Source organism: Micromonospora sp. RL09-050-HVF-A, assembly GCF_019374995.1.
Lineage (GTDB): Bacteria > Actinomycetota > Actinomycetes > Mycobacteriales > Micromonosporaceae > Micromonospora > Micromonospora antibiotica.
On the sequence record NZ_JAGKQP010000002.1, the window covers coordinates 6,450,797 to 6,464,526 of the forward strand.

Below are 13,730 nucleotides of genomic sequence, written 5' to 3' on the forward strand. Positions count from 1 at the left end.
TCACCGGGCCCGCCTTCCGTTCGCGACTGCGGGGCTCCGCTGCGCTGCACTCCTCGCGCTCACCGGGCCCGCCTTTCGTTCGCGACTGCGGGGCTCCGCTGCGCTGCGCTCCTCGCGCTCACCGGCCGGTCCGTTCGACGTGGGCCGTGCGGGCGTCCTTGCGGACCTCGAAACGCACCGGGATGCGCTCGGCCAGCGCCGGCACGTGGGTGACCACGCCGACCATCCGGTCACCCCGGGCGGCCAGGCTCTCCAGGGTGGCGGCGACGATGTCCAGGGTGGCCGCGTCGAGGGTGCCGAACCCCTCGTCCAACACGATCGACTCCAGGCTGGCGGCGGTGGTGGACATCCCGGCGAGCTGCTCGGACAGGGCCAGCGCCAGCGCCAGCGACGCCTGGAACGTCTCCCCGCCGGACAGCGTCCGCACCCCCCGGCGCAGCCCCGCGTCGTGGTGGTCGACCACGAAGAACTCACCCTTGTCGTGGACCAGGTCGTACTGCCCCTGGGACAGCTCCCGCAGGATCCGGGAGGCCCCGTCGACCAGCAGGTCCAACGCCTCGGCCAACAGCCACCGCTCGAAGTTGTTGGCCCGCAGGTGCCCGGCCAGCGCCCGCGCCGTACGCGCCTGCCGTTCGTGCTCGGCGCGCTGTTCCCGCAGCTGGAGGGCCTGCGCGCGGCGTTCGGTGATCCGCCGCAGGTCGGCCTCGGCCCGCTCGGCGGCCACCGTGACCGCCTGCGCCGGGTCGTCGGCGGGGGGCAGCCCGGCGGCGTCGAGCAGGCCGCCGAGGCGTTCCTCGACCGACTCGGCGGCCGACCGCGCCATGTGCACCGCCTCGACCAGAGCGTCCCGCTCGGCCCGTCGTCGCCCGGCCTGCGCGCCGGCCCACCCGACCAGGGCCGTCCAGGCGGCGGCGACGTCGTCCCGGTCGGCGGCCGGCGGCCCGAACCGGGCCAGCCCGTCCCGGGTGGTGTCGAAGTCCCGCCAGGCGGCCCGCAGCCGCTCCTCGGCGGTGTCGGCCGCCCCCGGGCCCGCCGGGCGGCGTCCCGGCCGGACCGTACCGCCGCCGCCGCCTCGTCGAGTGCCTGCCGCAGCCGGGCGTGCTCGGCGAGCTGGTCGCGCAGCGCCGCCGGGGTGGCCGCCCCGGCGAGCTGCCCGGCCAGCTCGGTCAGCCGGCCGTGCAGCTGGTCGTGCTGGGCCCGCAGCCGGACCAGTGTCCGGTCCCGCTCCCGGGCGGCGGTGTCCCGCTCGTCGACCAGCGCCTGCGCGGCCTTGCTGGCCGCCCGGGCCGCCTTGCCGGCGGCGGTCGCCGCAGCCACCGCCGAACCGGCCGGCAACGCCGGCACCCGGGGCACCGGCTGCACGCAGACCGGGCAGGTCGCGCCGTCGACCAGGTGCGCCCGGAGCGCGACCGCCTGGTCGGTGGCCTTGGCCTCCTCGTGCGCCCGGAACGCCGCCTCCAGCTCGGCCTCGGCCCGTGCCGCCGCCTCCCGGGCCGCGTCGAGCGCCGCCACCGCCGTGTCGTGCGCGGCCCGCGCCGCGTCCAGCGCCGCCCGGACCGTGTCCGCCTCGCCGGCCAGCCGCTCCGCGTCGGCGTGCGCGCGCAGCAGCAGCCGCAGGGCGCTCTCGTCGCCCGCGCCCGCCAACTCGCCGCGCAGCTTCTCCTCCCGCTCCTCGGCCAACGCCACGGTGCGGGCCGCCGCGTCGACCGCCGCCCGCGCGGTGCTCACCGCGTGGGCCACCTCGGCCACCCCGGCGGGGGCGCGCACCCCCGCCAGCCCGGCCAGATCGGCGTCGAGCGCCGCCAGCGCCGCCGTGGCCTCCCGCGCCGCCGCCCACGCCCGCTCCCGCTCCGGTACGGCCGCCGCCACCGCCACCGACAGCTCCCGGATCCGGTCGACCTGCGCGGACGCGGTGGCCAGCGTCGCGTCGTCGACGTCGGTCAACCCGCCGAGCACCCGGGCGACCGCCTCCAGCTTCGCCTCGGCCTGCCCGGCGCGTTCGGTGGCCCGTTTCTGCACGTTCTCGTAGACGCCGAGGCCGAGCAGGTTGACCAGGATCTGCTGCCGGGTGGCCGGCTTGGCGTGCAGGAAGTCGGCGAACTGCCCCTGCGGCAGCACCACGCAGGAGGTGAACTGCTCGTACGGCAGCCCGACCGCGTCCAGCACGGCCTGTTCCATCTCGGCCGGGGTGCCGGCCAGCACCTCGCCCAGGTCCTCCGGGCTGAGCCCGGTGTCGAGCTTGGTGATGTCGAACCCGGGCGGCATCAGCTGCAACCCGGCGTTGGCGGTCTTGACCGTGCCCCGGCCGTCGCGGCGGACCACCCGGGTCGCCACGTACCGGTCGCCGGCCGACTCGAAGACCAACCGGACCCGGGCCTCCACCGCCGACGGGGCGAGCGCGTTTGCCAGCCCTCGGGCGCCACCCCAGCGGGGCACCGAGCCGTAGAGGACGAAGCAGATCGCGTCCAGCACCGTCGACTTGCCCGAGCCGGTCGGCCCGACCAGGGCGAAGAAGTCGGCGTCGGTGAAGTCGACGGTGGTCTCGTCGCGGAAGACGGTGAAACCGGCCAGGTCCAGCCGCATCGGTCGCATCAGCGCTCCACCTCCTCCAGCAACTCGTCGAAGAGGTCCCGGACCCCGTCGTCGTCGTGCCCCCGGCTGCCCAGGTAGTCGGCGAACAGCTCGCGGGGGAGCGGCCGGCCCGCTGGGCGACCCGGGTGCCGCTGCCCGGGGTGGGCAGCAGCTCGGGGTCGATCCGGATCTCCAACGCGCGGGGAAACAGCTCCTGCACCTCCTCCCGCAGGCCGGCCCGGGGCTGCTCCCGGACGAACACCCGCAGCCAGCCCTCGGGCGGGTCGGCCTCGGCCAGTTGGGCGAGGGTGCCGCGCACCGTACGCAGCGGCACCGCCGCCGACACCGGCACCTCCCGGATCCGGGCGGCGGAGTGCGCGCCCACCTCGACCAGGGTCACCGAGCAGACGTTCTCCTGCTCGCCGAAGTCGACCGCGAGCGGGCTGCCGCTGTAGCGGATCGGGCACGGGCCGATCACCCGCTGCGACCGGTGCAGGTGCCCCAGGGCCACGTAGTGCGCGGTGCCCGGGAAGACCGACGTCGGCACCGCGTAGCCGAGGACGGTGTGCGCGTCCCGCTCGCCGCCACCGGTGCTCGCCCCGACCACGGTGAGGTGGGCGGTGACCAGGTGCACCCGGTCCGGCTCGGTGAAACCCTCGGTCAGCTTCGCCAGCACCCGGCCGAGGTGGTCGGCGTAGGTCTGGGTGGCCTCGGCGGCGGTCAGCTCGTACATCTCCACCGCGCGGACCGCGTACCGCTGGGACAGGAAGGGCAGCGCGGCGAGCTGCCACCGCTCACCGTCGGCGGTGACGCCGTCGATGACGTGCTCGGCCGGGTTGTCGCGGACCCCGCCGCGCAGGGTGATGCCGGCCGCCTCCGCCCAGGGGCGCAACGCGTCGAGGGCGTGGCCGTTGTCGTGGTTGCCGCCGATCGCCACCACGTCGGCCCCGGTCCGGCGCAGCGCGGTCAACGCCCGGGTGACCAGCCGGGTCGCCTCCGGGCTCGGCGCGGCCGTGTCGTAGAGGTCACCAGCGACGATGACGAGGTCGGGGCGCTCGGCGTGGGCGATCTCCATGACCCCGGCCAGCACCTGCTTGTGCTCCTCGGCCCGGGACTGCCCCTTGAGCACCTTGCCGACGTGCCAGTCGGAGGTGTGCAGGATCTTCATGGCGGCCAGCCCCCTAGAACGGAATGTCGTCGTCGGCGCCGCCCGAGCCGACCACGGCGAACGGGTCGATCGAGCCGGTGATCGAACGCAGCGTCTCCGACGGGGCCCGGCCCGCCTCGGACACCCGGGTCGCCCAGGCCGGGAAGGGGAACTCCAGGCACAGCGGGACCGGGATGTCCGGCTGGTTGACGAACATGGTGCCCGGCTTGGCCAGCAGGGCGCGTTGCCGCTGGGCCGGCGGGAGGAAGCCGTACTCCGGGCGGGACGCCTCGGCCGGGTCGAGCCGGCCGACCACCCGGATCGCCGAGTTGGTGACGATCCGCCGCTCGACCTCGCTGGCCGTCTGCTGCGCGCCGACCAGGATCACCCCGAGCGACCGGCCCCGCTCGGCGATGTCGAGCAGCACCTCCTTGATCGGGGAGGAGCCCTCGCGGGGGGCGTACTTGTTGAGCTCGTCGAGGACGACGAAGAGCAGCGGCTTGGCGGTGCCGGACTTCTCCTTGCGTTCGAACTCGCCGCGCAGCGTCACGCCGACCACGAAGCGCTGCGCGCGGTCCGGGAGGTTGTGCAGGTCGACCACGGTGACCTGGGCGCTCTCGGCGGTGTTGATCGCGTGCGGGCGGCGGGTGGCCAGGTCGCCCCGGATCAGTCGACCCAGGTCCTTCTTGCTGCCGATCAGCCGGCGGGCGAACGCGTTGACGGTGCCCAGGCCGACCGCGCTGCCCGCCCAGTCGCCCCGGGTCTCGTCGTCGTTGAGCTGCTCGACGACGTGGTCGACGAGGTCGGCGTAGGAGCCGAGGCGCACCCCGTCGACGCTGACCCCACCGTCGGCGGGCTGGGCGTAGCGGGCCAGGTGGGCGGTGACCGAGTGCACCACCATCGTGTACTGCTGGCGTTCGTCGTCGGCGTCGGCGAAGACGTACGGCAGGAGGCGTTCGGCGCAGAACTCGCTCAGCGTCCAGTAGAAGGCGTCGACGCCGGTGAGCCGGCTGCTCACGTCGGGGGTGCCGGAGGCGTCGCCGACCCGGGGCGGGGCGTACACCCGCACGTCGGGGAACGCCCCTGCGGCCAGCCCCAGCTTGGCGTACGCGGCCCGGGTGGGATCGTCGAGACGGGCGTTGGGGTGGTCGAGGAAGAGCAGGTCCTCGCCCTTGACGTTGAAGATCAGCGCCTTGGCGTTGACCGCGTCGCCGCCCAGCACCCCGGAACGGAACACCGAGTAGAGCAGGAAGGTGGCGAAGCTGGTCTTGGTGGCCACCCCGGAGATGCCGGAGATCGACACGTGTGCGCCCCGGCTGCCGTCGAGGAAGTCGGCGTTGAGGTAGACCGGGACGCCGTCGCGGCCCATCCCCATCGGGATGCGCCGTTCCATCCGGTCGAAGTGCAGCGCGCGGGCGCGGGCGTCGCCCTCGGCCCGGTAGACCGTCGCGCCCGGCGCGGGCGGCACGTACAGCTCCGGGTCGACCCGGGTGGTGGTGATCTCGGCGGCCTCCTGCACCTGGGCCGGGAGGGTGCCGTCGGCGATGGCGAAGACGTCCGACTCGAACTGGGCGCCCTCGTGCCGGGCGCGGACCTGGGTGACCACCCCGGCGATGGTGACCGGTTCCCGGTCGGGCAGGTCGCGCCGGGTGACCACCACGTCGTCGAGCTGGAGGTAGCTGCCCGGGGAGACGGCCGTCCAGAACTGCAACGGGGTGGCGTCGGCGGTGCCGAGCACCCGGCCGACGGGCTCGCCGGGGCTGTCGATCCGGCCGTCGATCCGGTCGTCGGTCATCCGCGGGCTCCGGTCAGCTGGTCGTCTCGGTCAGGGCGCACGACCTGCATCCTGCCCGAGGAGTGCGACAGGTTGCCACGCGACGCGGCGGACGCCACCGGCGGGCGGCCGTGGCGGCGACCCCGGGGAGGCGTACGACCGCCGATTCGGTGACCCGGGGGGAGTGTGCGGTCACCGACGGTCGAGATGTCGGGTGCGGGTGACCGCGTTTCGGCAGGTGGCGCGGGGTGACGGAAATACTCCGAAAAAATCTCGGTCCAGGGCGTGACAGAAACCGGCCGGTTGGGCTGAGAATAGCCACAGCCGACATCGAGGATCTTCTTCCTTCGGTGCCGGTTGTCACGCCCGTAACCTGCGGACACGTGACCGGCCCACGGTCCACCACCGGCGGGCCATCGTCAGTCGGCACCCCCCCGACTGTCCCTGTGGAGGCAGAACCCCGATGCGCCGAACCCCCCTGATGAGCGGCCTCGCCACGGCCGCTCTCCTGGCCACCGTCGTCACGGTGCCCACGGCGGCCACCGCCGCACCCACCGGTACCGCCGACCCGTTCACCCGCGCGGTCGCCCAGCTCAAGGCCCACTCCGGTGCCGGCCTCGCCGCCGACGGCCAGACGTTCACCCCCCGCAACGTGGTGACCGACGCCGACGGCACCGAGCACGTCCGGCTCAACCGCTACTCCGACGGTCTGCCCGTCCTCGGCGGCGACCTGGTCGTCCACCTCGGCAAGGGTGACTCCTGGCGCGGCGCCACCCACCGCCTCGCCAACGCCCCGCAACGCGCCCCGAAGGCCAAGCTCAGCGAGGCCGCCGCCAGCAAGATCGCGTACGCCGCATCGACCGCCACCGGCCGCTCCGTGGCCGGCGCGCAGCTCGTCTTCGACGCCGGTGACACCGCGACCACCCTCGCCTACGAGGTGGTGGTCGGCGGCACCCACGCCGACGGCACCCCGAGCGAGCTGCACGTGCTGGTCGACGCCACCACCGGCGCGGTCCGCGACTCGTGGGAGGGCGTGCAGCGGGAGGGCACCGGCAACACCTTCCACTCGGGCACGGTCTCGGTCGGCAGCAACCTGTCCGGCAGCACCTACCAGCTCGCCGACCCGGCCCGGGGCAACCACCGCACCTACGACCTTAACGGCAGGACCAGCGGCACCGGCACCCTGGTCACCAGCACCAACAACGTGTTCGGCAACGGCACCCTGACCAACCGGCAGACCGCCGCCGCCGACGCCGCCTTCGGCGCGCAGAAGACCTGGGACTACTACAAGAGCGCGCACGGCCGCAACGGCATCCGCAACGACGGCGTCGGCGCGTACAGCCGGGTGCACTACAGCAGCAACTACGCCAACGCGTTCTGGCAGGACGCCTGCTTCTGCATGACCTACGGCGACGGCGGTTCCGGCTGGTACCCGCTGACCTCGCTCGACGTGGCCGGGCACGAGATGACCCACGGGGTCACCAGCAACACCGCCGGGCTGCGCTACAGCGGCGAGTCCGGTGGCCTCAACGAGGCCACCAGCGACATCTTCGGCACCCTGGTCGAGTTCTACGCGGCCAGCGCCAAGGACCCGGGCGACTACCTGATCGGGGAGAAGCTGCGCAGCACCGGCACCCCGCTGCGCTACATGGACAAGCCCTCCAAGGACGGCAAGTCGGCGGACTGCTGGAGCAGCTCGGTCGGCGGCCTGGACGTGCACTACTCCTCGGGTGTGGCGAACCACTTCTTCTACCTGCTCGCCGTGGGCAGCGGCACCTCCTCCTACGGCACCAGCACGACCTGCAACGGCACCACCATCACCGGCATCGGCAACACCAAGGCCGGAGCGATCTGGTACCGGGCGCTGACCCGCTACATGACCACCACCACCAACTACAAGGGCGCCCGCACCGCGACCCTGTCGGCCGCCACCGACCTGTACGGCGCGACCAGCACCGAGTACAAGACGGTCGCCGCCGCCTGGGCGGCCGTGAGCGTCAGCTGATCCCGGTCCGGCGGCGGCGGCTCTCCGTCGCCGCCGGACCGTCGCGTTCATCCGCGGGGCGTGGCCACACCGGGCGGTGTGGCCACGCCCCGTGTCGTGCGGGTCCCGCCCCGCCGGTCGACCGGCCGGGCCGTCGCACCCGGGCCGGACTCGGCGGCGTACCCCCGGCTGCCTGTGGTGTCGGGCGGCGCGCGCCCGGCGGACCGCCGCGGGGTGCCGGCCTCAGCCGGCGGGTGCGGCCCGGCGGACGGCGTGTCCGCCGGGTCGCGGGCGTAGCGCAGCATGAGCACGCCGTCCCCGGCGGCCAGCGTGTGCCGCAGCGGCAGCGGTCGGGGCGGGCTGTGCGGTCCGGCGGTGATCCGCCCCGGGCCGGCCCCGGCCAACAGCGGGGCGACGGTCAGGCAGAGTTCGTCGACGAGGTCGGCCGCGGTGAGCGCGCCGAACAGGTGCGGACCACCCTCGCAGAGCAGTTGCCCCAGTCCGCGTCGACGCAGCGTGGCCAGGCCGGCGGCGAGATCGACGGTGTCCCGGCCGACCCGCACCAGGTCGACGGCGTCGGTGAGGCCGGGCGGTGCGACGGCCGTCTCGGTGGTCAGCACCACCGGGCGCACCGGGGCGTCGGCGAAGGCGGCCTGCGCCGGGTCGAGCCGCAGCGACCCGGAGACGACCGCCAGCGTGGGGTACTCGGCCAGGCCGTGCGCGCGTCGCCAGGCCCGCCGTGGCGCACTCAGCCGGATCGCCCGGTAGCCCTCGTGCCGCAGCGTGCCGGCAGCCACCAGCAGCCCGTCGCAGAGCATCCGGAGCAGACCGAAGACCCGCTTGTCCGGGGCGCCGGACAGCCCGGCGGAGTAACCGTCCAGGGTGACCGCGCCGTCGGCGCTGGCGACGAAGTTGACCCGGAGCCGGGGGGTGTCGGCGCGGGCGTAGAGCGCGGTCAGCGCGGCGTCGTCCAGCGGACCGGTGGCCGGCGCGGGCCAGATCCGCCGGATCGGGATCTCGTCGCTCATTCGCCGGCCGGACCGGTGACCACGGGGGTGGGCGCGGGGGTACGGTGCTGGCAGTCGCACCACGTCCGGCCGGGGCAGTCGTCGTGCCTGCGCTGCCGGCACGCTCGGCAGATCATGCGGGCAGCCTATGCGGTGGGGCGGGCGGCTGCCGGCCACCCTCGGCTCTTGCCGCCGAAGGTGTCCGCGCCGGGTCAGCACACCGATCGGGCGGCCGGTGCGGGCCCCCGGTGGCTGCTCTTCCGGCCGGCCCCGTCGTCGCCCGAGCGGGTCGGGGCGACCAGCCCGCTGCGCCACGTCCGGCGACCTGCGTCCCGGTGGTGGAGGGGCATAAACGCGATACCTGGTAACGATCTGGGAACGCTCCCAACGGTCTATTGACACCCCCGACACCTCCCGGCAATCTCATGGGAGCGTTCCCAAGGGCGTGGTGCGGATCACCCGCGGCCACCTCCGACGGACCGGCGGCAGACGTCGGACCGGCCCGGGACATGCAACGGCACCCCCACCACACCAACCCAGCCTCACCATCGAAAAGGGGTCAGGATGAGCGTCACCACGCGGCGTAACCGTTTCGCGGTCGCCGCCCTGGCCGCGGTCACCGCCATCGGCGGTCTCGCGGCCTGCGGCAAGGACGATGAGGCCAAGGAATCCGGCGGCAAGCCCAGCAAGCTGGTCGTCGACACCTTCGGCGAGTTCGGATACGACGAGATCATCAAGCAGTACGAGAAGGACACCGGCATCAAGGTCGAGCTGCGCAAGACCGCGCAGCTCAACGAGTACCGGCCGAAGGTGGTCCGGGCGCTCGCCACCGGCAAGGGCGCCGCGGACGTCACCGCGCTCGAAGAGGGCATCCTCAACGAGTTCAAGACCAACCCGGCCAACTGGGCCGACCTGGCGCCGCTGATTGCCGACCACAGCAAGGAATACCTGCCGTGGAAGTGGGAGCTGGGCAAGGCGGCGGACGGGCGGCTGATCGGCCTGCCCACCGACGTCGGCAGCCTCGCGGTCTGCTACCGCAAGGACCTGTTCGCCGCGGCCAAGCTGCCGACCGAGCGGGACCAGGTGGCCGCGCTCTGGCCGGACTGGAACGCCTTCATCGAGACCGGCAAGAAGTACCGCGCGGCCACCAACAAGGGCCTGATCGACTCGGTCACCACCGCGGCCAGCGCGGTCATGGTGCAGCAGGGCGGTGACCTCTTCTACGACAAGGAAGACAACGTCGTCGCCGACAAGAGCGCGGCCGTGAAGACCGCCTGGGAGACCTCGGTCGCGATGGCCGACGCGAAGATCTCCTCGAAGAGCGCCACCTGGTCGCCCGAGTGGTCGGCCGGCTTCAAGCAGGGCACCTTCGCGGCCACCTTCTGCCCGTCGTGGATGCTCGGTATCGTCGCCGACAACTCCGGCCCGGAGAACAAGGGCAAGTGGGACGTGGCGCCGGTTCCCGGCGGCGCGGGCAACTGGGGCGGCTCGTGGCTGGCCGTGCCGGCCCAGAGCAAGTTCCCGAAGGAGGCGGCGAAGCTCGCCGAGTACCTGACCAACGCCAAGAGCCAGGTCGAGGCGTTCAAGCTCAAGGGCCCGCTGCCGACCAACCTCGAGGCGCTGAAGAACCCGGACTTCACCAGCTACACCAACGAGTACTTCAGCGGTGCCCCGACCGGCAAGATCTTCGGTGAGAGCGTCGAGAAGATCCAGCCGCTGCACCTCGGCCCGAAGCACCAGGCGATCAAGGAGAACGCGTTCGAGCCGGCCCTGCGCTCGTACGAGAACGGGCAGTCCCCCAAGGACAAGGCCTGGGAGCAGTTCCTCAAGGACGCCAAGACCCAGGGCGCCTTCTGATCACTGCACCACCACCGGCGGTGGCGTCCGGGCATGTCCCGGGCGCCACCAATGGCGTCCCGTTCCACGTACCGCCCGCCTCACCGGCCCCGCCGGAGCCGGGAAAGGACCCCGCATGAGCCTCTCGGCCACGACGGCGCCGCCGTCGCCCAGCGCACCACCCCCCACACCTCCCCGGCGGCGCAGCCGGGCGATCACCCTGAACCGCCTCGACCTGAAGCTCTCGCCCTACCTCTACATCGCGCCGTTCTTCGTGATCTTCGGCATCTTCGGGTTCTACCCGATGCTGCGGACCGCGTGGATGTCGCTGCACGACTGGGACCTCATCGGTGACCACAGCTTCATCGGGTTCGACAACTACACCCGGCTGTTCACCGACGAATACTTCTGGAACGCCACGATCAACACGTTCGGCATCTTCATCCTGTCGACGATCCCGCAGTTGCTCCTGGCACTCTTCCTGGCCACCATGCTCAACCGCACCTTCCTGCGGGCCCGGACGCTGTTCCGGATGGCCATCTTCATGCCCAACGTGGTCTCCGTCGCCGCGGTGGCGATCGTCTTCGGGATGCTCTTCCAGCGCGACTTCGGTCTGATCAACTGGGTGCTCAGCCTGGTCGGCGTCGACGCGGTCGACTGGGACGCCCAGAAGTGGAGCTCCTGGACGGCCATCGCCTCCATGGTCAACTGGCGGTGGACCGGCTACAACACGCTGATCCTGCTGGCCGGCATGCAGGCCATCCCGAAGGACCTCTACGAGGCCGCCGCGATCGACGGCGCCAACCAGTGGAAGCAGTTCTGGCGGATCACCCTGCCGATGCTGACCCCCACCTTCGTCTTCGTGGTCACCCTGTCCACCATCGGTGGGCTCCAGCTCTTCACCGAGCCGCTGGTCTTCGGCAACGGCAACATCATCGGTGGCGACCAGCGCGAGTTCCAGACCCTGGCGATGTACATGTACGAACTCGGCATCGAGAACCTCAGCTCCGCCGGCTACGGCGCAGCGGTGGCCTGGGCCATGTTCGTCATGATCGCCCTGGTCTCGCTGGTGAACTTCCTGCTCGTCCGCCGTTCGGTGAAGTGAGGACCGCGCCGTGAACAAGGCATCCCAGCGCCTCTGGCGCACCAGTCCGCTGCTCTACATCGCGCTCGTCGTCGCGGTGCTCTTCTCGGTGTACCCCTTCTACTACATGGTGGTCATCGCCACCCGTAGCCTCGACCAGATCAACGACGTGCCGCCGCCGTTCACCCCGGCCGGCGAGTTCGGCGCGAACTTCGGCCGGGTGCTCGACAACGACGCGGCGAACTTCCTCACCGGCCTGCTCAACTCGGTGATCGTCTCCGCCGTGGTCACCGTCTCGGTGGTGATCACCGGGTCGCTGGCCGGGTTCGCCTTCGCCAAGCTGCGGTTCCGGGGCCGCAACGCCCTGCTGCTGACGATCATCGTGACCATGATGATCCCGACCCAGCTCGGCCTGATCCCGCTCTGGGGCATGATCCAGGACCTCGGCTGGTACGACACCCTCTACGCGGTGACCGTGCCCTTCCTGGTCAGCGCATTCGGCGTGTTCATGATGCGGCAGTACGCCATCCAGGCCATCTCCGACGAGCTGATCGAGGCCGGCCGGGTCGACGGCGCCAGCACCTTCCGGATCTTCTGGAACATCGTGCTGCCGGCGCTGCGCCCCGCCGCCGCCGTGCTCGGCCTGCTCACCTTCATGGAGACCTGGAACTCCTACCTCTGGCCGTACGCCGTGCTCACCCCCGAGAACCCGACCCTGCAGGTGTCGCTGGCGTTCCTGTCCTACGCCTACTACACCGACTACTCGCAGGTGTTCGCCGCGACCGCCATCGGCACCGTGCCCCTGGTGATCGTGTTCATCGTGTTCGGCCGCCAGATCATCGGCGGCATCATGGAAGGCGCCGTCAAGTCGTGAGCAACCCGACCCACCCGCCCGCTGTCGGCGTACTCGACCAGGGGCCGGAACTGACCTTCCCGCCCGGCTTCCTGTGGGGCGCGGCGACCGCCGCGTACCAGATCGAGGGGGCCGCCGCCGAGGGCGGCCGGACCCCGTCGATCTGGGACACGTTCAGTCACACCGAAGGGCGGGTGGTTTCCGGGCACACCGGGGACGTGGCCTGCGACCATTACCACCGGATGCCCGACGACGTCCGGATGATGGCCGAGCTGGGCCTCAAGTCGTACCGGTTCTCGGTCTCCTGGCCGCGGGTGCAGCCCGGCGGCACCGGCGGCGCCAACCAGCAGGGTCTGGACTTCTACCGGCGGCTGATCGACGAGCTGCTGGCCAACGGCATCGAGCCGTGGCTCACCCTCTACCACTGGGACCTGCCCCAGCCGCTGGAGGACGCGGGCGGCTGGCCGGCCCGGGACACCGCCGGTCGGTTCGCCGACTACGCGTCCCTGGTCGCGGACGCCGTCGGTGACCGGGTGACGTACTGGACCACCCTCAACGAGCCGTGGTGCTCGGCGTTCCTCGGCTACGGCTCCGGGGCGCACGCCCCCGGGCGTTCCGACGGGGCGGACTCGGTCCGGGCCGGGCACCACCTCATGCTCGGTCACGGGCTCGCCGTGCAGGCCCTGCGGGCCAAGCTGCCGCAGGCCCAGCTCGGCGTCACGGTCAACCTCTACCCGGTGACCCCGGCCAGCGACGCGCCCGCCGACGTCGACGCCGCCCGCCGGATCGACGGGTTGGCCAACCGGTTCTTCCTCGACCCGCTGCTGCGCGGGTCGTACCCGGCGGACCTGACCGCCGACCTGGCCGAGGTGACCGACTTCGGACACGTCCGGGACGGCGATCTGGAGATCATCTCCACCCCGTTGGACCTGGTCGGCGTCAACTACTACAGCCGGCACGTGGTGGCCGCCCCGGTCGCCGGTGAGGAGCCGGAGAAGTACTGGCGGGCACCGTCCTGCTGGCCGGGCAGCGAGGACGTCCGGTTCGTCACCCGGGGTGTCCCGGTCACCGACATGGACTGGGAGATCGACGCCCCGGGCCTCGTGGAGACGCTGCGGCGGGTCCACGAGGAGTACACCGACCTGCCGCTCTACGTCACCGAGAACGGCTCGGCGTTCGTCGACACCGTGCAGGACGGTCGGGTCGACGACGTCGACCGGTTGGCCTACTTCGACGCACACCTGCGGGCATCCCACGAGGCGATCGGCGCGGGAGTGCCCCTGCGGGGCTACTTCGCGTGGTCGCTGATGGATAATTTCGAGTGGGCCTGGGGTTACACCAAGCGCTTCGGGATGGTCTGGATCGACTACGACACCCAGGCCCGTATCCCCAAGTCCAGCGCCAGGTGGTACGCCGAGGTGATCCGACGCAACGGTCTGGCCGCACAATAGGCAGAGGCCAGCCAGCATTCCGG

General features: G+C 72.3%; 6 protein-coding genes and 3 pseudogenes. 5 read left to right on the forward strand and 4 right to left on the reverse strand.

All coding sequences use genetic code 11. The features are described from left to right. Positions 1 to 118 precede the first annotated feature (118 nt). The 3 genes and pseudogenes from J7462_RS28645 to J7462_RS28655 all read right to left on the reverse strand — a co-directional run bounded on the left by J7462_RS28645 (position 119) and on the right by J7462_RS28655 (position 5,513). Positions 119 to 2,592: pseudogene (locus J7462_RS28645) on the reverse strand (AAA family ATPase). Next, a pseudogene (locus J7462_RS28650) lies at positions 2,592 to 3,739 on the reverse strand (exonuclease SbcCD subunit D). The pseudogenes J7462_RS28645 and J7462_RS28650 overlap by 1 nt, the downstream one beginning before the upstream one ends. Before the next feature lie 13 nt (positions 3,740 to 3,752). After that, on the reverse strand, positions 3,753 to 5,513 hold the full coding sequence (locus J7462_RS28655; RefSeq protein WP_219468776.1) for an ATP-binding protein: 1,761 nt from the start codon (positions 5,511 to 5,513) through the stop codon (positions 3,753 to 3,755). A gap of 442 nt (positions 5,514 to 5,955) precedes the next feature. Here J7462_RS28655 and J7462_RS28660 point away from each other — a divergent pair, with 442 nt between their 5' ends. Next, on the forward strand, positions 5,956 to 7,497 hold the full coding sequence (locus J7462_RS28660; RefSeq protein WP_219468778.1) for a M4 family metallopeptidase: 1,542 nt from the start codon (positions 5,956 to 5,958) through the stop codon (positions 7,495 to 7,497). A 263-nt stretch (positions 7,498 to 7,760) separates the two neighbouring features. Here J7462_RS28660 and J7462_RS28665 read toward each other — a convergent pair. After that, a pseudogene (locus J7462_RS28665) lies at positions 7,761 to 8,504 on the reverse strand (pyrimidine reductase family protein); the annotation flags it as partial. A 543-nt stretch (positions 8,505 to 9,047) separates the two neighbouring features. Between J7462_RS28665 and J7462_RS28670 the strand changes: the two are divergent. The 4 genes from J7462_RS28670 to J7462_RS28685 all read left to right on the forward strand — a co-directional run bounded on the left by J7462_RS28670 (position 9,048) and on the right by J7462_RS28685 (position 13,707). Beyond that, positions 9,048 to 10,340, forward strand: coding sequence for an ABC transporter substrate-binding protein (locus J7462_RS28670; RefSeq protein ID WP_219468783.1), 1,293 nt, complete (start codon positions 9,048 to 9,050; stop codon positions 10,338 to 10,340). Between the two features lie 115 nt (positions 10,341 to 10,455). Further along, positions 10,456 to 11,424, forward strand: a complete 969-nt coding sequence (locus tag J7462_RS28675; RefSeq protein WP_204924032.1) for a carbohydrate ABC transporter permease — start codon at positions 10,456 to 10,458, stop codon at positions 11,422 to 11,424. A 10-nt stretch (positions 11,425 to 11,434) separates the two neighbouring features. After that, positions 11,435 to 12,277, forward strand: a complete 843-nt coding sequence (locus tag J7462_RS28680) for a carbohydrate ABC transporter permease (RefSeq protein WP_204924033.1) — start codon at positions 11,435 to 11,437, stop codon at positions 12,275 to 12,277. Continuing rightward, positions 12,274 to 13,707: a GH1 family beta-glucosidase gene (locus J7462_RS28685; protein ID WP_219468786.1), complete on the forward strand. Its 1,434-nt coding sequence runs from the start codon at positions 12,274 to 12,276 to the stop codon at positions 13,705 to 13,707. Before J7462_RS28680 ends, J7462_RS28685 begins: the two co-directional genes overlap by 4 nt. The last annotated feature ends 23 nt before the right edge of the window (positions 13,708 to 13,730 follow it).